The sequence below is a fragment of the Pseudomonas sp. Q12-87 genome (assembly GCF_001269755.1).
GTDB lineage: Bacteria > Pseudomonadota > Gammaproteobacteria > Pseudomonadales > Pseudomonadaceae > Aquipseudomonas > Aquipseudomonas fluorescens_S.
Window position 1 is genome coordinate 284,690 of the sequence record NZ_LHVI01000020.1, and the last position, 19,216, is coordinate 303,905.

At 61.4% G+C, this 19,216-nt stretch carries 15 protein-coding genes and 2 pseudogenes; 6 read left to right on the forward strand and 11 right to left on the reverse strand.

Translation table 11 applies throughout. The annotated features are described in order from the left end of the window. Positions 1-11: 11 nt before the first annotated feature. The 3 genes from feaR to AD663_RS14930 form a co-directional block, all read right to left on the reverse strand. Positions 12-974, reverse strand: a complete 963-nt coding sequence (feaR, locus tag AD663_RS14920) for a transcriptional regulator FeaR (RefSeq protein ID WP_003182217.1) — start codon at positions 972-974, stop codon at positions 12-14. A gap of 123 nt (positions 975-1,097) precedes the next feature. Beyond that, on the reverse strand, positions 1,098-1,718 hold the full coding sequence (locus tag AD663_RS14925; RefSeq protein ID WP_050551577.1) for a DUF3156 family protein: 621 nt from the start codon (positions 1,716-1,718) through the stop codon (positions 1,098-1,100). Continuing rightward, a complete protein-coding gene (locus AD663_RS14930; RefSeq protein WP_003182221.1) occupies positions 1,663-3,162 on the reverse strand; it encodes an APC family permease in 1,500 nt (499 codons plus the stop codon). Before AD663_RS14930 ends, AD663_RS14925 begins: the two co-directional genes overlap by 56 nt. A gap of 292 nt (positions 3,163-3,454) precedes the next feature. Between AD663_RS14930 and AD663_RS14935 the strand changes: the two genes are divergently transcribed. Further along, positions 3,455-4,783, forward strand: coding sequence for an alginate export family protein (locus AD663_RS14935; protein WP_003182223.1), 1,329 nt, complete (start codon positions 3,455-3,457; stop codon positions 4,781-4,783). Positions 4,784-4,865: 82 nt separating this feature from the next. Here AD663_RS14935 and AD663_RS29615 read toward each other — a convergent pair. Continuing rightward, positions 4,866-5,117: pseudogene (locus AD663_RS29615) on the reverse strand (methyl-accepting chemotaxis protein); the annotation flags it as partial. Between the two features lie 12 nt (positions 5,118-5,129). Beyond that, positions 5,130-5,825 (reverse strand): annotated as a pseudogene (locus AD663_RS29510) (PAS domain-containing protein); the annotation flags it as partial. A 211-nt stretch (positions 5,826-6,036) separates the two neighbouring features. Here AD663_RS29510 and AD663_RS14945 point away from each other — a divergent pair. Next, a complete protein-coding gene (locus AD663_RS14945; RefSeq protein WP_053214029.1) occupies positions 6,037-7,524 on the forward strand; it encodes an aldehyde dehydrogenase family protein in 1,488 nt (495 codons plus the stop codon). A gap of 489 nt (positions 7,525-8,013) precedes the next feature. Here the strand turns inward: AD663_RS14945 and AD663_RS14950 are convergent, their stop codons facing one another. The 5 genes from AD663_RS14950 to AD663_RS14970 all read right to left on the reverse strand — a co-directional run bounded on the left by AD663_RS14950 (position 8,014) and on the right by AD663_RS14970 (position 13,847). Continuing rightward, positions 8,014-9,471 (reverse strand): amidase, encoded by a 1,458-nt coding sequence (locus tag AD663_RS14950; RefSeq protein ID WP_053214030.1) that lies wholly within the window; start codon positions 9,469-9,471, stop codon positions 8,014-8,016. Between the two features lie 25 nt (positions 9,472-9,496). Next, positions 9,497-10,744 (reverse strand): MFS transporter, encoded by a 1,248-nt coding sequence (locus AD663_RS14955; protein WP_053214031.1) that lies wholly within the window; start codon positions 10,742-10,744, stop codon positions 9,497-9,499. 12 nt (positions 10,745-10,756) lie between these two features. Continuing rightward, positions 10,757-11,689: a transporter gene (locus AD663_RS14960; protein ID WP_003182230.1), complete on the reverse strand. Its 933-nt coding sequence runs from the start codon at positions 11,687-11,689 to the stop codon at positions 10,757-10,759. A 69-nt stretch (positions 11,690-11,758) separates the two neighbouring features. Continuing rightward, positions 11,759-12,718, reverse strand: coding sequence for a helix-turn-helix domain-containing protein (locus AD663_RS14965; RefSeq protein ID WP_053214032.1), 960 nt, complete (start codon positions 12,716-12,718; stop codon positions 11,759-11,761). 112 nt (positions 12,719-12,830) lie between these two features. After that, on the reverse strand, positions 12,831-13,847 hold the full coding sequence (locus AD663_RS14970) for an ABC transporter substrate-binding protein (RefSeq protein WP_053214033.1): 1,017 nt from the start codon (positions 13,845-13,847) through the stop codon (positions 12,831-12,833). 142 nt (positions 13,848-13,989) lie between these two features. On the opposite strand from AD663_RS14970, the gene AD663_RS14975 reads away from it, so the two are divergent. Beyond that, positions 13,990-15,009, forward strand: a complete 1,020-nt coding sequence (locus AD663_RS14975; protein ID WP_003182237.1) for a GlxA family transcriptional regulator — start codon at positions 13,990-13,992, stop codon at positions 15,007-15,009. A 29-nt stretch (positions 15,010-15,038) separates the two neighbouring features. Here AD663_RS14975 and AD663_RS14980 read toward each other — a convergent pair whose 3' ends face one another. After that, complete coding sequence (locus AD663_RS14980; protein ID WP_083455154.1) at positions 15,039-15,980, reverse strand: LysR family transcriptional regulator; 942 nt, start codon at positions 15,978-15,980, stop codon at positions 15,039-15,041. A gap of 415 nt (positions 15,981-16,395) precedes the next feature. On the opposite strand from AD663_RS14980, the gene AD663_RS14985 reads away from it, so the two are divergent. The 3 genes from AD663_RS14985 (at position 16,396) to AD663_RS14995 (ending at position 18,970) form a co-directional block, all read left to right on the forward strand. Next, a complete protein-coding gene (locus AD663_RS14985) occupies positions 16,396-17,847 on the forward strand; it encodes a sensor histidine kinase (protein ID WP_053214034.1) in 1,452 nt (483 codons plus the stop codon). Next, positions 17,844-18,494 (forward strand): response regulator transcription factor, encoded by a 651-nt coding sequence (locus AD663_RS14990; RefSeq protein WP_003182243.1) that lies wholly within the window; start codon positions 17,844-17,846, stop codon positions 18,492-18,494. The genes AD663_RS14985 and AD663_RS14990 overlap by 4 nt, the downstream gene beginning before the upstream one ends. A gap of 101 nt (positions 18,495-18,595) precedes the next feature. Next, the gene (locus tag AD663_RS14995; RefSeq protein WP_033046063.1) at positions 18,596-18,970 is read left to right on the forward strand and encodes a response regulator transcription factor; all 375 of its coding nucleotides are present in this window, start codon (positions 18,596-18,598) and stop codon (positions 18,968-18,970) included. Positions 18,971-19,216 lie beyond the last annotated feature (246 nt).

The following is a 19,216-nucleotide window of genomic DNA, read 5'->3' on the forward strand; positions in this document are numbered from 1 at the left end:
CCGACCTGGACTCAAACCACTCCCTGCCCCTGCTGTAAACGACTGGAACGAAACTCCTTCGGCGATTGCTCGAACTGTTTCTTGAACGAACGGCTGAAGTGCGCCGAATCCGTGAAGCCCCACTTATAGGCAATCGAAGTAATCGACTCGTCCCGCAGGAACGGGTTGGTCAGGTCATCGGCGCTGCGCTTGAGTCGGGCTCGCTGGATGTAGCGGCAGACACTGTCGTCCTGCTCTTCGAACAGCCGATACAGATGGCGTACCGAGATGTTCAGGCGATGGGCCAGGCCGACCGGACTGAGGCCGGGCTGGGTCAGCGATTCGTCGATGACCTTCTGCACGTAGCTGCGCAGATGGCTGCCCTGCAACGTGGCGCCCTCGTCGCGTGAATCGCTGCGGTGCTCCAAAGCCGAGCCCAGCAGTGAAACAAAAGCACTCTGCAAGGCTTCGCCCTCGCCAGCGGCGCCCTCGCCATCCGGTGTGTCCTTGCACAATTGATCCATCAACACATGCAGCATCCGCCCGCAGGCCTTGCTTGAAGAAACCTTGCCGAAGGTCTTGGTTTCGCCGCCCAGATGCCTGGACACGTCCTGGCGAGACAAGGACAGCACGACGTGCTCGATCAGGCCGAAAGGACTGATCTCGAGCGCGCCCACCGAATCCATCAATAACAGCTCGCCGGGCGCCAGCTGGATGCTCTGGCCGTTCTGGGTAATGCGCGAATAGCCACTGCGCTGGCTGACCAGAAAACAATCCTGGTCATCGTCATGATCGGCGTTAGGCGAATGGCGTTTGATACAACCCGCGTTGGTACGCAGATTGGCAAGAGAAAGACCGCCACGGAAAAAATTCGACACCTCGCCAATGAACAACGAGCGATTGAAGGCCAGCTCCGTATCGAAATGGCCGCACGTGGCGCGCAAATCCCGGTTCCAGGTTTCCAACCCGTCTTGCCCAACCTGATGCATGCTCATGGCATTCTCCGCAGTGGCTTATTGTTTTTGTACGGCAATAGTTAACATGTTATCTATATGCACGCAACAAGTACCTGATCGCCAGAGCAGTAGCAGGATTGATGCCAGGACAAAACAATGCAATCAGAGAGTTTGCAACACCCGTTGCAAACCGCTCAAGACCGCCAGCAAGCCCATGCGCTGCTCGCGGCTCAACGCAATATAGCGTCGGAAGGCGGGCATGCGATTCACCACTTCGCTACCGCCCATGTGCTCCAGCCGTACACACCACTGGCGCCCTTGCAGCTCGATATCCAAGCGCTTGAAATCCAGCGGCATGAGCGCTTCGTACAGCGCCAGGTCCTGCTCCACCGCCGCCTGCAACAGCGCCGGCAATTCACTGCCGCCGCCGCGCTGCCGGCAGCGGATGCCGCGCCGCCGAACGGCTCCGCCGTGGTGCAGTTGCAGGCGTGCGGTGCCCTCTCTGGAAGCAGGCACGCGCATCACGAACTCGGTCAGCACCAAGTGCATCAGCAGCTGCGACTCGGTGCGTTCGGCGACCTCCAATTGCAGATCACCATCGTCGACAATGACCGTCGCCGTTGCCGGGCCCGTCAGCTCGAACCCCGCCAGCCCGAGGTTGCGCCGCAACAGTTCCAGGGTCACCCCGGGCCGATAACCGACCGGAGCGCGCTGGGCACTGAACAGCTCAGACAGTTTTTGCAGCACGGTCGACAAACACATCGGCAGGTTGCCCAGGTTCATGGGAAAACTCCTTGGCCAGTACGTCTTCGACCGACGCCGGCTTGAATGGATTGACCTTCTGCACCACCAGGGTCCAGAACAAGGCGTACGTCGCCGTGACACCGAGCATCACTGCGAAGGGTACGTAGATGTCCGCCGGGTTCATGCCCGGCGGAGTGATGAACCACATGCCCAACACAATGCCGACACTGGACAAGATCTGCGGCAACGGAAAAAACGGCGAGCGATAGGCCCGTGGCAGATCAGGACGGCGAATCCGCAGGCTGACCACCGACACCGTCACCAGCAGGTAGGCGAAACTCCAGGCGCACACGGCCGCCAGCACCAAATGCATGATGTTGTCGGTATTGCCTCCCAGCCAGAGTGCATGCAGGCAAGGAATCAGCATCGCCACCAGGATGCACAACAGCGGCGTCTTGAAGCGCGGGTGCAAATAGGTGAAGACTTTCGGCAAAGCGCCGTCCACCGCCATGCCGTAGAGAATCCGTGGCACGCCGGCCATCAGCGTGTTGATGGTCGCCGCCCCGGCGAACAGGAAGCCGATCCCCAGCCACATCGGGCCAACATCACCCATGACCTGCTCGGCGAACCGCGGAATCGCCATGGGCGTGTCCAGCAAATGCACGCCGCTGGCAGCGTCCAGCAGGACGTTTTCCACCTGGCGCTTCATCGCCGCGCCATAGATGAACATGCACGCAGCGACACTGAACAAGCCCAGCATCATCGCCCGGGGCATGGTCTTGGCGGAGTGGCGCAGGTCCGGCGCCAGCGGTGTGACAAACTCGCAGCCGACAAACATGAACATCGCCATGCCCACCAGCGACAACACAGTGACCAGGTCGGTGCCCACTACAGACACGCCGAACCAACCTTGCAACTCTACCGCCGGGGCAGCGATCAGGCCCAACACGCCGAACACCATCAGGGTCGTCCACATGCCGAACGTCAGGACAATCTCGGCCCGCCCGAAGGCGCTCACACCGAAAGCATTGAGCACACCGAACACCACGACGAACCCCACGCCGAGCAACCAGGAGCCACCCGCCGATTCAGCCAGGGTGTTGAGGTGCTCGAAGTTCACCAGGGCCATGACTCCCGCCAGAATGGTCTCGGCGGTACCGGCGAACACATGGACGATCAGGTAGGCCGACAACGTGCCGGTAATCGCGAAGAAGCGGCCCATGCCACAGTTGATGTAGTCATAGACGGAACCGGTGGTGGGCAGGATCGACGCGGCCTCGGCGAATGTTGTCGCCTGGGCCAGCATCATCACTACGGCGATCAGCATGGCCACCGCAAAGGCGCTGCCGCCGATACCGAAGCCCATGGTGGCGGTGAGAATCACCGGGCTGGCCATGATCAGGCCAATGGTGCTGGCCAACGCAGTGGGGAAGCCCACCGTACCCCGGTTCAAGTGCTCGGTGAGCCTGTCATTGATCGACATGGTGCAGATCCTCGAAAGCGGATTTTTAGTATGGATGCCACAGCCGTCCAGGAGCCGGCGATCAAGCCCTCCCCAGCCAGTCCCTGATCGAAACGGCGTCGCGTGCAGGATTACTGTGCGCCCCACCCTCCCCGAGCGTCTTGCCCATGTCTGCCGCCGGTTTTGTTGCTGCCTGCCAGCCTTGCGCCGCTGGCGGGCTGGATCAATTCCCTGGCATGCAGGTGAAAGACTTCCCCGGCCCGCGCTCCCCTTAATGCGCGCTCTTCTGTCCTATCACGCTGGGGAAACCATCATGGAGCACATACGCCATACACCTTCGCTGCGCACCGCCATCGGCCTGGGCGCCGCCCTGCTGGTCGCCGATTCATCGGCCCAGGCTTATCAGCTCTATATGGACGATGACACCACCGTCACAGGTAATTTCCTGGCGGTCTACGGGTTATTCAACAGTCGCAAGAACTACGACGGGACCTCGGGTGGCTCAAGCTGGCGGGAAGGCTTCATCAAGTATGGCCTGAGTATCGACCAGTCACTCGGTAACCTGGGCAGCGTCTACGGGACCGCCAACCTGGTCAGCTCTGGCACTTGGGGCGATGGCGATGCGGCGGGTCTGAGCGACGGCTCCGAACGTACCACCCGGTTCGACGAAGCCTTTGCCGGCTGGCGCTCCGGGGAGCTGTTCCCGGTGCTGGGCAAGGACGGCGTCGATCTATCCTTCGGTCGCCAGGTGATCACCCTCGGCGACGGTTTCATCATCAATGACGACGGCTTGAACCTGGGCAAAGGCGTGGCCGATGGCGAATTCAACCGGGGCGGCGCCTATTACCTGGCGGCCCGTCATGCCTTCGACCAGACCGCCGTGCTGCGCCTGGGAGGCAAGGACGGTGTGCACGGCAGCATGCTGTGGTTCAAGTCCGATAACCGCGCCCAAGCCAACACCGAAATGGCCGCCGGCACCCTGGAATACACGACGGCACCGGGCACACTCGGGCTGACCTACATTCACGGCATCGACGTTGATGACCACTACGCCAGCGACCTGCAGAAGCAGCGCGAAGGCATGGACATCTACAGCTTGCGCGGCGCCGGCAACGCTGGCATCGAAAATGCCCATTTTTCCTTCGAGTATGCCTGGCAAGACAAGGACGCCGGCCCGGAGAAAGCCTGGTATATGGAAGCCGGCTACACCTTCGCCGATTTGCCCTGGACGCCGGACCTGACCTATCGCTACAGCCGCTACTCGCAGCAATGGGACTCGATGTTCAGCGGACTCAACCGTGGCTATGGCACTTGGTTCCAGGGTGAAGTGGCCGGCAACTATTCCGGCCCGTTCAACAGCAACACCGCCATCCAGCACGTCGGCCTCAAGCTCAAGCCGGCGGAAACGGTAACCGTTGGTGCGTTGTTCTTCGACTACAGGACCCTGCAGACCCGCGAGGCGTTGAACCTCGACGCACAGGAGCTGGACCTGTACGTGGAATGGGCGGTGAATGAACACCTGATCGTCACGCCGCTGGTGGGCCTGTACAAGCCTGAAAAAGACGCGGACAGCGGTGGCAATCAGGTCGGAGGCAACGGCACCAATGTCTACAGCCAATTGGTAGTAGCGGTTCCGTTCTGACCGAACGTCTTTGGCAGGCTGCGATCTTTTAATGGAAAGCTCGTAGCCTCAAGGGGTGGCGCGATCACCCGGTTTACTTGTGCTGGTGCAGCATGGTCTGTATCTGATGCGTCGCCTGGCGGGTGCTTTCCGCCAACTTGCGCACTTCATCGGCCACCACCGAAAAACCGCGCCCGACCTCTCCCGCCCTGGCCGCCTCGATCGCTGCGTTTAGCGCCAACAGGTTGGTCTGGTCGGCAATACCCTTGATCACGCCTACCACTGTGGCGATCTGGGCGTAGGTCACCTGGTTCTGTTCCAGCATGCGCTGATGGGTGGATAGGGCCGAGCGTTCATCGCTGATATCACGCACCGCGCCAATGACACGGACCAGCCGTCCTTGTGGGTCCCGCACGGCGCGTCCACGCTCGCGGCACCAGATGTAATCCCGGCTCTTATGGCGCATGCGGTACTCGAATACGTACTCGCCGCTGCCCTGGAGACCGAGGATTTCCCGGTCGAAAATCGCCATGATCTTCGGCAGGTCGTCCGGGTGGGTGATGCCGACTTGCGCATCCCAGCCGTCCGGCAATTCGTCAGGCCCGTAGCCCAGCAGCGAGCGAAACTGACTGGAAAAACGCATGCAACTGGCCGGATGCTGGAGATCGCCGTTGACCACATTGATGTCCCAGCAGCCTTCGGTCAGGGTCGATTGCAGCAACTCCCAGACTTGCGCTTCCTGGCGTTGTTGCTGCAATTGCCGGGTATGCTCATCCAGACGAACCTCAAGAATCCCCTCGCGCTCCCGGGCTTGCTCCAGTTGCTGGCGGGTCCTGTGCAACTCGCTTTCAATCTGCTGCCAGCGCAGGGTCTGATCCTGCACTTGCGTTTGCGCCTGAAGCAGGTTCGCAGTGATGCTCGCCATCTGTCGAGGGTACTGCTCAAGCACCGTGCGCAGCGGCGGATAGTCGTCGAGCATCGTTGTGTCATCCGTCTCTCCGGCCAGCGCCCGCTGCACCTGTGCAATCAACGCACGCTTGTGTTTGTTGGTCTGGAGAAACATCACCCGCCCCTTTGTCCATCGAGTCAAAACACTGATCTGACCGCAAACCGGCCATGCTGGCTTGTACCTGCCTGCAACGATCCTTGTTCCTGGCTGCCAGCCTTGCCGGGCTGGCAGCCACAGACATACCGGGCGGCAGGCTCAGTCAAGCCGTCCCGACCGCCACGGATTAACCTCATGGCTTTCCCTTGTTCGCGATCAGGAAATACTCATGAGCGATATTGCCCTGCTGCCTCAGGTCGAAGCCTTTCTTGGCCGACACCATGCACTGTTCATCGACGGGCGCTACGTCGAAAGCCAAGGCAGCCAGACACTGGACGTCATCAACCCGGCCACCGGTCGAGTCATCGCACAGGTGAGCGATGCCACTGGCGGCGATATCGATGCGGCGGTGGAGTCGTCCCGGCGTGGCTTCAAGCAATGGTCCCAGGCGGCACCGGCGGTCCGGGGCCTGGTGTTGCTGAAGCTGGCGGACCTGTTGGAGCGGCACCGCGAAGAGCTGGCGCAGATCGAAACCTGCCAGTCGGGGAAAATCATCCAGATTTCCCGTGCCTTTGAGGTCGACCAGGCAGCGCATTTCCTGCGTTATTACGCCGGCTGGGCCACCAAGATCAATGGCGAGACCATCACTCCGTCGCTGCCCTCCTTCGCCGGTGAGCGCTACACCGCGTTCACCTTGCGCGAACCGGTCGGGGTGGTGGTCGGCATCGTGCCGTGGAATTTCTCCACCATGATCGCCATCTGGAAACTTGCGTCAGCCCTGGTGACTGGTTGCAGCATCATCATCAAACCCAGCGAATTCACCCCATTGACCATTCTGCGTGTCGCCGAACTGGCCATCGAAGCGGGATTGCCGGCGGGGGCGCTGAACGTGCTGACCGGTGGCGGACAAGTGGGCAAGGGGCTGATCGAGCATCCAGGCACCAACAAGGTGTCATTCACCGGCTCTGTGCCCACCGGTATCGCGGTGGGCCGAGCGGCCATGGGGGCCGGGCTGACCCGTGCAACCCTGGAACTTGGAGGAAAAAACTCAGCGGGGTTCCTGCGGGACATCGATACGGAGGTGGCCGTCAACGGCATCATCGAAGCAGGCTTCCTCCATTCGGGACAAATCTGCGCCGCCGCGGAACGGTTCTTCGTCCACCGCTCGCAAATCGAGCCGATCATGGATTCACTGGCCCAGCGCCTGGGCAAACTCAACATCGGCTCGCCCCTGGACGAACGCACCGAGTTCGGCCCGGTCACCCATCGCCAGCATCAACAAAAACTCGGAGAGTTCTTTGTCAGGGCCCGGGCGCAGAACAACACCATCATTCATGGCGGCAAGCTGATGGAAGGACCTGGCTGCTACGTCGAACCAACTATCATCTTCGCCAATCGCCGCGACGACGCCTTGCTCAACGAAGAAACCTTTGGACCAATCGCGACGTTTTTCCCTTATGACAGCGAGGAAGAACTGCTGGATTTGATGAACGACACCCCCTACGGCCTCAGCGCCAGTCTCTGGACCAACGACCTGGGCAAGGCCCTGCGCATGGTGCCCGCCATCGAAGCCGGCACCGTCTGGGTGAACATGCACACCCTGCTCGACCCGGCCGTCCCCTTTGGCGGCAGCAAATCGTCCGGAATAGGCCGCGAATTCGGCAGCGCCTTCATCGACGACTACACCGAACTGAAATCGGTGATGATTCGTTACTGATCGAAGGCTGCAGAAAGCTCCTGCCACGCACCCAAGAGTGATCCATTCCCCGGTGGCGAGGGGGTTTATCCCCGCTGGGTCGCGCAGCAGCCCCAATCCAGTCACCTCGGTCAGTCTGATGCACCGCATGCTTTGGGTTGGGGCTGCTGCGCAGCCCAGCGGGAGCAAGCTCCCTCGCCACCGGGGATCGGTTGGGTGTCAGAAATATCGGTGTGTACGGTTTTCGGTGGCGAGGGGATTTATCCCCGCTGGGTCGCGCAGCAGCTCCAATCCAGTCACCTCGGCCAATCTGATGCACCGCATGCTTTGGGTTGGGGCTGCTGCGCAGCCCAGCGGGAGCAAGCTCCCTCGCCACCGGGGGGATCTACTTCTTGGGTGAGCAGCAATACCTGTGGGAGCGAGCTTGCTCGCGATGGCGGCGGCAGATTCGCCATCGATGCCAGCTGAAACTCCGCTACCGCGAGCAAGCACGCTCCCACAGGTTTCAGGTCAGCTGTGGCAGGCGTTGACGGCGGGCATCCGGCCGCGCCACGGTTGGGCGCGTTCCAGTTGTGCGGCCAGGCTCAGCAAGGTGCTTTCCTCGCCAAAGCGACCGGCAAAGTGCGCGCCCATTGGCAGGCCATTGGCGCTCCAGGACAACGGTACCGACATTGCCGGTTGACCGCTGGCGTTGAACAACGCGGTGAATGGCGAGTAGCTGTGGTAGCGCTCGAGCAGTTGATCAAGGCTCATGCAAACGTCCTGCAGGTCCAGTTCGCCAATCCGTACCGGCTCTCGGGTCAGGACCGGGGTCAGGATCACATCGTAGTCCTGCATGAATATCGCCAATTGCCGGCCCAGGGCATGAATCCATTCCACAGCGGCGGCGTACTGGGCCCCGCTGACGTTGCCCTTGTCCCGCAGAATGATCCGCGTGCGCACCTCCAGTTCTTCGGCTTGCACGGCAAACCCACGCATCTGGCCCAACAGGTCGACATAGTGGCGAGTGCTCGCGCCGATGATGGTGAAGACATGATCGAGAAACTCCAACAACCCCACCGGCAGGCTCACCGGTTCGACACGGTGGCCCAAGGATTCGCACAACCGCGCGGCCTCGCCCACCGCCTGCAGGCTTTGCGGCGAAGTAGGCCAAGGACCTAGCTGTTCAACCAGGGCAATGCGCAACGGCTTAGGATCGCGCTGCACCGCCGTCACATACGGCAGGGACTGGATCGGGGAGGCGTAGGGTGCGCCCAAGTCCATCCCGGCAGTGGCGTCCAGCAACGCGGCGCTGTCGCGCACCGACAGGGTGATCGCATGCGGCGTGCCCATCCCGGCCCACCCCTCGCCCACCATCGGTCCCGACGGCAGCAAGCCACGGCTGGGCTTGAAGCCAAAAACGCCACAGCAAGACGCCGGCACCCGTAACGAGCCACCACCATCGTTGCCGTGGGCGAATGGCACCACTCGTGCCGCCACCAGCGCCGCGGCGCCACCGCTGGAGCCACCAGCACTGTGGCCGGTGTTCCAAGGGTTGCGTGTGGCGCCGAAGCGCGAAGACTCGGTGGAGTACGACGTACCAAATTCCGGCGACGTACTGGTGCCCATCACCTGGCAGCCAGCACGCCGCAGCCGCGTCACAACGTCCGATTCAAAGTCCGCGCGAAAATCGCCGAGCGACCGCGAGCCGTTGGTCATGGCCGCACCATTGACCGGCGAAAACAAGTCCTTGATCAAAGTCGGCACACCGGCCAACAAGCCTTGCCCGGCCTGCGGGGTGCGCGACGCTTCGCGAGCGGCATCGTACAAGCGCTCGGCCACGGCATTGAGTTGTGGCTCGACCCGTTCCAGGCGTTCGATGGCCACCTCCAGCAGTTCCCCAGGCTGGACCTCTGCGCGCCTGACCCACTCGGCCAATGCCGTGCCGTCCTCACGATCCATCAAATGGTGAATGTCTTGCATACCCATGCTTCAGATTCCTTATTCGTGACGATTAACGTGATCCGACCGTGCTTGCCTGGCCCTGGCCCCGGGCTCGCAACCCGGCCAGGACCCAGAGCAGTGCCGCGACAAAACTGGCGAGCGCTAGCCACTGGATGGCGTGGCGCAGGTCGCCGGCGAAGCTGATTACAAAGGCCACCACCAGCGGGCTGACGAACTGGCCGATGTACAGGCATGAGGTGAAGCCGCCCAAGCCGCGCCCGCGAGTGCTGGCGGTCAGGGCATTCATGACCGGCGCCATTACATTGGGCACCAGCAGGCCGGATCCCAGCCCCTGGACGAGCACGGCTACCAGCACGGCGTTGTAGCTCTGCCCGCGCATCAGCAGCCATAACCCGATACCTAGCAAGCCCAGCAACAGCGCGTTGCAACCGGCGATACCAAAGCGGCGACGCAACAACGGCCACATCAACGAACCGCCCAGGGTCGCCAACAAGCTCAGCCCCGAAGCCAGACCGATCATCGTGCTCGATGTGATGCCCAGGCCGACCAATAACGTCGGCGCCTGGATTGGCACAACGAAAGTCAGCACCATGCCGCCAAGAACCATCAAATAACCGACCACCAGTTGCAGCACCGCGACCTTGGCCGGCCCCGGCTCATCACCCCTTTGCTCGACCCCTTGCCGCTGCGTCACCGGCGGCTCCCAGAGCACTTTCATCATTACCGGCACCAACAGCAGCGGCAGCAAATACAACAGGAACGGCGCACGCCAGGAGTGCTCGCCGAGCGCACCGCCCACCACAAAAAACAGCGCGCCCACCAGACCGATAGTCACCACCTGCCGGTTCACGTAGCGCAGGCGTTCCTCGCCATGCCAGTAGTCCGCGATCAGCGTGGCGCAGCAGGTCATCACGGCTGCCTCGGCGCAGCCAAACAACAGCCGGACTCCGACAATCGACGGCAGGCTATCGAGCATGGCCGGCAGCGCGCCGAGCAAGGCATAGAGCAACGTAGCGATCAACAGCAAGGCCTTGCGCCCGACCCGGTCCGCCAGCCAGCCGGCCAACGGGGCGCACAGGGCAATCGCCAGGGCCGGCCCAGTGATTGCCAGCGGCACCAGCAGATCGGCGCGAGGCTCGACGGGGCCAAATTCGGCGCCCAGCCTGGGCAGGATCGGTGCGACCATCACCGAACCCATGATTGTCAGGCTGCTGCCGAGCATCAGCACCAGCCCTTCACGGAGACCCGCCAGCCGGGATCCGGTGGCCGCCGTTGGAACGACACTTGATTGATTCATGGCGAGCCTCCTTCAGAAGCTTTGGGAAATGCGCAGCGCCGTCGTGTAGCCCTCGGCGCGGTTGCGCGCGTCAAGCTCCTTGTAGACGTGCAGCCACACCGGGGGCATGCCCGGCTTGAAGTAGCTCACCGCCGGACCGACGGCCAATACCCGGGCGCGATTGCCCGGTTCCAGGCCTGGTGCATCGTCATCGGTGAATTGCCGGTAGTAATAGCCGCCCACGCCCAGGGTCCATGGCCCGACGTGCTGGCCCACGGCGAATTCATGACGGTACTCGACGCCGTTTTTGTAGTCGGTGTCATGGTTGCGGGTATTGATGTCGGCTTCGAAGCTTGAAGACACCTCAAAGCCGCTGTCGGAGATGTACGTGGCGTTGAGGATCGGCGAGAAGGTCCAGTGGTTCAGGCCCGGGGAGATCAAGCGATTCTTGTCGTAGTCGCCTGTGGGGGCCTGGACCTGGAACTGGGCATTGACGAACAGGTTAGGCGAAAGCGTCCACTGCAGGATCAACGGCAGCACTTGGATGTCGGCCATGCGAAACGGATCGGCTTCAAGGTTCAGCGGGCCGACAGGCGTCTGCACCTGTACCGAGGCGTCCATCTGGAAAAACGGCACCACGGTACCGAAGCCATACTGGGCGCCGAGCACGGTGTAATCGGTCATGCGCATGTAGGCGACGCCGATGGACAACACGTCCAGGGAGAAATTGTTATCCAGTGATTTGCCGTGGCGATCTTTCTGCACATTGGCCGAATAGAACGCTGTGCGCAGGCCCACGGTACCGAAGGGCGTAGCCGGCGGCATCATCCCTGCGCCGAAATCATAGACACCGACCGCCGTGGTCGGTGCGCCATTTTCGGTGCCATGGGCAGCGGTACAGAGACCGATCAACCCCAAGGTGAACCACGTACAGCGCCAGGCGTTTATTGTTTTATTCTGATTCATCGAATGCCCCTCTAACCATGTGGTGTTGGGGTCATCCTAGGGAGCCGGCCTGTGAGCCGTTATCCGTTTTCAGCACAGATGCGTGCGGCGCAAGGTTTGCGATGGGGTCTCGCCAAACAGGACCCGATAATCGCTGGAGAATCGGCTCAAATGCCAGAATCCCCAGCGCGCCGCGACCTCCTGTACGCCATGGGCCTGATCGCCACGGCGCAATTCCCGGCGCACGGCATTGAGGCGCAGCGCCCGCAAATAGGCCACCGGGTTGATGCCCAGGGTTTCCTGGAAGCAGTACTGCAATTTGCGCCGGCTGGCGCCGATGTGATTGCACAGGTCGAGAATCGACAGCGGTTCATCGACATGGCCCAAGGCATACTCCCGCGCCCGGTCGACCATGCGTTTGCGCGCTGTGGGGTTGAGCGGCGGCGCCTCATCCGGCGCCACCAGCTCCAGCAATTGCAACATCACCGTATCGCGCAGGCCTCGGCGGATCGACTCGTAGCCCAGCAGCGAATCGCGCCCCCGTTCGCCCCCTTCGAGCTCATCGAACAGCGCCGCCAGTTCTGCCGGCAGCGACGAGTCGGCCAGGCGGTAACACCTGGGAAGATCGGTAATTCGAAAGCGACTGCCCTGGCGCTCCAGCACATGCTCCAGGGCCCGCTCGTCGACAGCGACACCAAGCAGGTCAAGATGCTGGGGGGTGCGCAGTTCGGGAAGGTTGTGGCCTCGGGCAACCAACAGGCTGGGTTCGATAATCGGATGGCCGCAGCAAAATACCGGTCCGCTCGCACTCAACGGCACGCTGAAGGTAATAGCCCCTTCCCATGCCGTGCCTTGCTTGGTCAGGGCCTGGTTAGAGCGGTCGCGCACCAGTTGCATCCAGTCCGAGCGGAACTCGACCAGCTCACCTTCGAAGCGTCCCGGGGTCAACTGGTCGTAGCTAACCTGCCAGCCACCCATGTTCCGGGCGTGCTCGTCGATGTCTGCGGTGCGGAACCGATTGATCGGCGGCGGCATGTTGTCGTTGTTCATTGACCCGACCTTTGATGATTCCAGGGTTAACGGGTCAAAAGTCAGGCAAGTTCCATTCCGCTACACGGGCAAGTCATTCAATTGTGCCGAAAACGGCTAGCCGCCCGATGTCTCAGCTACCGGCATCGGCATGGGCTTGCTCAAAGAAGTAATCCTTCCAGCTGTCCGCCTTGTTTTTCAGCACACCCAATTCATGCAACTTCTCGGCGTAGATGTAGGTGCGTTGCGGCACCACGGTGAAGTCGATCTCGGGGTCGGTCACGATCTTTTCCACCAGCGCCAGCGGCAACTTCGATTGTTCCACGCGGATGTAGGTCTGGGCGGCGGCGGGCTTGTCGGCCTTGATGATGCTTTGCGCTTCCACCAGCGCGTCGTAGAACGCCTGGTAGGTCTTGGGGTTCTCGTCGTGGAATTTTTCCGTGGTGTAGAGCACATTGAACGTCGCCGGCCCGCCCAGTACGTCATAGGAGCTGAGCACCTTGTGCACGTTGGGGCTCTGCAGCGCCTGGTACTGGAATGGCGGGCTGGAAAAATGCGCGTTGATCTCCGATTTGCCGGCAATCAGCGCCGCCGTCGCATCCGGGTGCGGCAGGCTGACCGAAATGTCATCGAATTTCTTGTATTGATCGTTCCCAAACACCTTGGCCGTTTCGATCTGCAAGGTGCGGGACTGGAAGCCGACGCCCGCCGCTGGCACGGCGATGCGGTCCTTGTCGGTAAAATCCTTGAGGGTCTTCACATCCGGGTTGTTGGTGAGTAGATAATTGGGCATCGAGCCCAGCGAGGCGATGGCCTTGACGTTCTGCTTGCCACGGGTCCGGTCCCAGATCGTCAGCATCGGCGGAACGCCCGCTGACACAACGTCCAGGGCACCGGTGAGCAAGGCCTCGTTCATGGCCGTCGCGCCTGAGATACTGTTCCAATCGACCTTGATATCCAGGCCCTGTGCCTTGCCATGCTTCTCGATGAGCTGCTGGTCACGGACGACGTCAAGGATCAGGTAACCGATACCGAACTGCTGGGCGATGCTGATCTTGCCTTCCGCCCGAGCCGTGGGGCCGAGCAAAAAACCTGCCGCCAGGGAAACGAAGCACACAGTGAGCGCAGAACGCTTGAAAGCCATAGCCATGGAACCTCACAGTCAGTGGAAAAAACCAGGGCACGACTTTAAAGCTATAAAAATAATAATTTAAATACCTGTATGGCATATCAATAGCACTCAAATTTCAATGCCGGGCCGTTCGACTTCCAACGCAGACCAAGACACGACCATGAATGAATTCATCAGCAACATTGGCGTCGCCGCCGAATCGATCACCCAACCGCGCACGCTGGTGTTCCTGGCGTACCCGCAAATGGGCCTGCTGGACCTGACTGGCGCCCAGACGGTTTTTTGGGCAGCGACCAAAGCCATGACCGAACGCGGCTTGCCCGGTTATCGGATCCACACCGCAAGCCTGGACGGCGGGCTGATGCAAACGGCCGAGGGCTTGGTGGTGGATACCGGGTCCCTGCGTCAGTTCGACGGTGCGGCCATCGACACGCTGATCGTGCCCGGCGCACCGGATATACGCCAGGCGATGATCGACTGCGTCGAACTGGTGGCTTGGCTGCAAAATGCCTCGGCCAGAGCCCGGCGCACCGCCTCGGTATGCAGCGGCACTTTCCTGATGGCCCAGGCCGGGTTATTGGATGGTCGACGAGCCGCCACTCACTGGGCCATGTGCGACATGCTCAAGAGCGGCTTCCCATCGGTTGAAGTGGATCTGGATGCGATCTTCATCCAGCAAGACAGCGTGTGGACCTCGGCGGGGGTCAGCGCCGGCATCGACATGGCCCTGGCGCTGGTCGAAGCCGATTGCGGTCGCGATGTGGCCCTGCAGGTGGCCCGTGAATTGGTGATTTACCTCAAGCGTCCGGGCGGACAAGCACAGTTCAGCCAAATGTTGCAGCTGCAAATGCAGGACAGCGCCGGGTTCGACGAGCTGCACGTCTGGATTACCGAACACCTGGGCGACGACAACCTGACCATCGAACGCTTGGCCCGACAAGCCCGGATGAGCCCGCGCAATTTCACCCGTGTCTATAAACGCCAGACCGGACGAACCCCGGCCAAGGCCGTCGAGCTGTTCCGCCTCGAAGCGGCGCGCCGGTTGCTGGAAGACTCCCAGCGCAACATCGATCAGATCGCTCGAACCTGCGGTTTCGGCGACGAGGAACGCATGCGCCACACCTTCCAGCGCCATTTGGCGATTTCTCCGCGTGACTATCGCAATCGGTTTTCCCGCTAAGGTTCGTCGCCTATCGGCTGCCGCTGCTGTCAGGCGACTTTCCTGGGCGGCGCCTGCGAATCGGCCTGCTCGGCCAGCAGCGCGCTGCAACGGGAGCGCAGCCAGCGCTCCCCCGGATCATTGTGCGAGACGCCACGCCAGACCATGGACAGCGCGTGCTCAGGTAATTCAATGGGCGCCGCTTGTGCACGCAGCCCCGTCGCCACCGCCATCGCCCTGGCGACGTAATCCGGCACGATGGCGATCATGTCGCTGCCGGCCAGCAATACGGGCAATGCGCTGAAGTGCGGTACCGTCAGCACCACCCGGCGCTCGTGGCCCATCAGGCACAGGGCGCGGTCCGAATCGTCGATGACATTGCCCATGGACGACACCACCGCATGGGGCCGGCAGCAGAACTCCTCCAAGGTCAGCTCGCCGGGTTGCGAATCGGCCCGCAGCAGCATCGGGCGAATCGGGCGCAGCGCCTTGCGCCGGGCATTGGCCGGCAATTCCAGGGTGTGGCTGATGCCCAAGGAAATTTCCCCGTTGATCAACAACTGCGGCAGTTGCCACTGATCGGCCCGGCGCACCACCAGCCGGGTGCCAGGCGCCTCGACCCGCAGGCGGCGCAGCAGGTCCGGCAGCAACGCGTATTCGACATCATCGGACAGCCCGATATGGAACGTTGCCTCGCTGGTCCCCGGATCGAACGCCTGGCAGCGACTCAAGGCCGCGGCGATGCCATCTAGCGCCGGGGACAGGTTGCAAAAGATCTCTTGGGCTCGCGAGGTCGGCTCCATCAGCCGCCCCGAGCGAATGAACAATGGGTCATCGAACATCAACCGCAAGCGCGCCAGGGCGCTGCTGATCGTTGGCTGCCCCAGGAACAGCTTTTCGCTGACGCGCGTGACATTTTGCTCGTGCATCATGGTTTCGAAGACAACCAGCAGATTGATGTCAGCACGACGCAGGTCATTTCTGTTCATCATAGTCGTCGCCCCAGGCACCAGGCCGTTGAGTCAGGAGTGGACAAGATCATCGCCTGCGCCTTCATCAAGGCACGGCGGCGAAACGGTGTAGAAAGGTTATTAGGCAGCCGGGCCAGTGTCTGTCGTACATCGGGACGGGTGACTCACCCTTTTGGGCAGCCTCTTTGATACTTCGGTATGCATCCCTTGCTGCCGGGCCGCGTCAGTCGGGGCGTGGCGCGATTTCAGGGTTTTATGTCCTACCTGGCGCAAAGGGGCGCTTCTAAGATACGAAGCGATGCTCTGTCTCCCGGCCTTCCAGAGCGAGACCGAGTAAAACAGAAGGTCTACCAGCGTGCCCCTACCCACCGCGATGTTCAAAAGCGTCTATGAGAGCCTTCGGTACAGCCCAAGCCAGATGGGACCCCGGCCCGCGATGGGGATCAGCACCAACCCGCTGGTCAATGTCCTGGGCTGGGCGGTAGGACTGGTGGTGGCCTGCGGGATTTTCGTGATCAACTCCGAAACCCATTCGGACCTGGCCCCGACCCTGCTGTACGTCACCTTGCTGTTGATGGCCGCCAATCTGTTCTCGATCAACCTGGTCATCGCTGTCGCGCTGATCAGCATGTTTTTGCTCACGGCCATGTTTGCGTATAACGGCGGCTATCACCGCTGGGAATCGACCACCGGTTTCTTTCGCTGCCTGACAGCACTGTCGGCCATTGCCTTCCTGGCGTTGCGCAGCAAACAGGCTTCGGACAACCTGCGCCATAACGAAGCCTACCTGATCGGCGCCCAGCGCCTGAGCCAGACCGGCAGCCTGGGCTTTCGCGGCGATCGGCAGGAAATGTCCTGGTCCCAGGAATCGGCACGGATCTTCGAGTACCCGCAGAGCAAGGTACCGACGGTTTCGATGATGCTGGAGCGCACGCACCCCGAAGACCTCGAACGGGTCCGAGGGATTTTCCAGCAGGCGGCCCGCCGCGATCCACAGATCGAAGCCAAGCTGCGCCTGCTGATGCCTGACGGGCGCATCAAGCACATCCACATGATCGCCAGCCCATTGCTCGTCCAGCACGGCCATTTCCAGTACCTCGGCGCGGTCATGGACATCACCGCCAGCAAAGAAGCCGAAGAAGCTTTGTTCCAGGCCCAGACCCAACTGGCCCACGTCACCCGCCTGACCTCGCTGGGGGAAATGGCCGCCTCCATTGCCCACGAAGTCAACCAGCCGTTGACGGCCATCACCAGCAGCGGCGAAGCCTGCCGACGGTGGCTTGCACGCCCGGTTCCCGATCACAAGGAAGCCCTTGATAACCTCGACCGGATCGTCGCCAATGCCTGTCGCGCCAGCGAAGTCATCAGCCGCATCAGGGCGCTGTCGCGCAAGTGCGATCCGTTGCGCCGGCCCGAACAACTGGACGACATCGTCAACGAGACGCTGTGCCTGGTTCAGCAGCAACTGGCCCATCACAAGGTCAAGGCGAATGTGGACCTGGCAACCGCCGACGCACAAATCAGCGCCGACCGGGTGCAACTGCAGCAAGTCATCATCAACCTGATCATCAATGCCTGCCACGCGATGGAAGGGGTAAAGGTTCGCGACCGAGCGTTGCACATCCGCACCTGGTTGGAAGACAACGAGGCCATGCTCGAAGTGGCCGACCAGGGCACGGGTATCGAGCCTGAAATCCTTCCCTCACTGTTCAATGCGTTTTTCACCACCCGGGAGAAAGGCCTGGGCATGGGCCTTTCCATCTGCCGGTCCATCATCGATTTTCACGGCGGCAGGATCTGGGCCAGCAGCGAGGTCGGCCAAGGCACCTCGTTCAGGTTCGCACTGCCGTTGCTCGCCTGCGCAGATTTGCCCCGGAGCCTCCCATGAACTCACATCACGCCAACTGCGCGGCCATCAGCAACGACCCGGTCGTCTATATCGTCGACGACGATGAGCCCCTGCGCGAATCCCTCGGTAGCCTGCTGCGCTCCGTGGGCTGGCAGGTCGAGTTGTTCGGCTCGGTTGCCGCGTTCATGCAACACCCCAGGCCCGACCTGCCCAGTTGCCTGGTGCTGGATGTGCGACTGCAAGGCACCAGCGGCCTGGACTTGCAGCGGCAACTGCTGTTGGCCAGCGTCCACCTGCCCATCGTGTTCATGACCGGGCATGGCGACATCGCCATGACGGTTCGGGCGATGAAGGCTGGGGCGGTGGATTTCCTGGCCAAACCTTTTCGCGAGCAGGACCTGATCGATGCCGTGGCTACGGCCCATCAGCGAGACCGGCTGCGGCGCGAATCCGAACGCAACCATCAGCAACTGCTCGGCCTCTACGCCACGCTGACACCTCGGGAGCAACAGGTGATGGCGTTGGCCGTGTCGGGCTTGATGAACAAACAGATCGCCGCGCAGATCGGCTTGAGTGAAATCACCGTGAAGATTCACCGCGGCCAGGCCATGCGTAAAATGTCTGCACGTTCATTTGCCGACCTGGTCCGCATGGCTCAGGCATTGGAGCTCGGCCCCGGGCAGTAAAGGTTCATACCCACGTATAGTAGGCGAGACCGTTGGACGGCGTATCTTGCAGTGATAGCGGTGGCCTTTATGGCCACCTGATATCAACCCCAGGTATCAACATGTCCAACACCGCAATTATTTCTGTGATTGATGATGATGAGTCGGTTCGAATTGCCTTGGATGGCTTGCTACGGTCCCACGGTTATTCCGTCAAAACATACGCCAACGCTTTTGACTTCTTGTCTGCCTTCCAGCCGGGAAGTACGGCCTGCCTGATATCGGACATTCAAATGCCGGGCATGACGGGCATCCAGATGCACGATCAACTGGCGACCCAGGGCATTGATGTCCCGATCATTTTCATCACTGGCTACCCCGGCGCACCGCCCCGAGCCAGCGCAACCACGCCCGAGCCAGTGGCGTTTTTCCCGAAGCCCTTCGACTGTGCTGCGCTGATCGCTTGCATCGAATCGGTACTCGGCCGCCAAACCTGATTTCCATCGCCGCGGGCGGTTTTTCATACTTTGGTATGGATCGCACCCTACCCAGGCATACCCCCGATGACCTTATGTAGAAGTGTTGAATCCGCGCCCGACAAATACGATGTCAATGCAGCGAACCGAAGCTGAATACGCTTGATGTTAATCATTGGCGCCACGCACTTTTGGGTATTTCGCGACACGGTCACGCTGAAACAATCAAACCATTCAACGTATCGATTTTGTCTTCGGGAGCACATC

Excerpts from the sequence above, each read along its gene's own strand:
- AD663_RS14925 (WP_050551577.1), bottom strand. The coding sequence starts at position 1,718 with ATGAACCTGGGCAACCTGCCGATGTGTTTGTCGACCGTGCTGCAAAAA.
- AD663_RS14970 (WP_053214033.1), bottom strand. The coding sequence starts at position 13,847 with ATGGCTATGGCTTTCAAGCGTTCTGCGCTCACTGTGTGCTTCGTTTCC.
- AD663_RS14945 (WP_053214029.1), top strand. The coding sequence starts at position 6,037 with ATGAGCGATATTGCCCTGCTGCCTCAGGTCGAAGCCTTTCTTGGCCGA.
- AD663_RS14995 (WP_033046063.1), top strand. The coding sequence starts at position 18,596 with ATGTCCAACACCGCAATTATTTCTGTGATTGATGATGATGAGTCGGTT.
- AD663_RS14960 (WP_003182230.1), bottom strand. The coding sequence starts at position 11,689 with ATGAATCAGAATAAAACAATAAACGCCTGGCGCTGTACGTGGTTCACC.
- AD663_RS14975 (WP_003182237.1), top strand. The coding sequence starts at position 13,990 with ATGAATGAATTCATCAGCAACATTGGCGTCGCCGCCGAATCGATCACC.
- feaR (WP_003182217.1), bottom strand. The coding sequence starts at position 974 with ATGAGCATGCATCAGGTTGGGCAAGACGGGTTGGAAACCTGGAACCGG.
- AD663_RS14980 (WP_083455154.1), bottom strand. The coding sequence starts at position 15,980 with ATGATGAACAGAAATGACCTGCGTCGTGCTGACATCAATCTGCTGGTT.
- AD663_RS14955 (WP_053214031.1), bottom strand. The coding sequence starts at position 10,744 with ATGAATCAATCAAGTGTCGTTCCAACGGCGGCCACCGGATCCCGGCTG.
- AD663_RS14935 (WP_003182223.1), top strand. The coding sequence starts at position 3,455 with ATGGAGCACATACGCCATACACCTTCGCTGCGCACCGCCATCGGCCTG.
- AD663_RS14985 (WP_053214034.1), top strand. The coding sequence starts at position 16,396 with ATGGGGATCAGCACCAACCCGCTGGTCAATGTCCTGGGCTGGGCGGTA.
- AD663_RS14965 (WP_053214032.1), bottom strand. The coding sequence starts at position 12,718 with ATGAACAACGACAACATGCCGCCGCCGATCAATCGGTTCCGCACCGCA.
- AD663_RS14950 (WP_053214030.1), bottom strand. The coding sequence starts at position 9,471 with ATGGGTATGCAAGACATTCACCATTTGATGGATCGTGAGGACGGCACG.
- AD663_RS14930 (WP_003182221.1), bottom strand. The coding sequence starts at position 3,162 with ATGTCGATCAATGACAGGCTCACCGAGCACTTGAACCGGGGTACGGTG.
- AD663_RS14990 (WP_003182243.1), top strand. The coding sequence starts at position 17,844 with ATGAACTCACATCACGCCAACTGCGCGGCCATCAGCAACGACCCGGTC.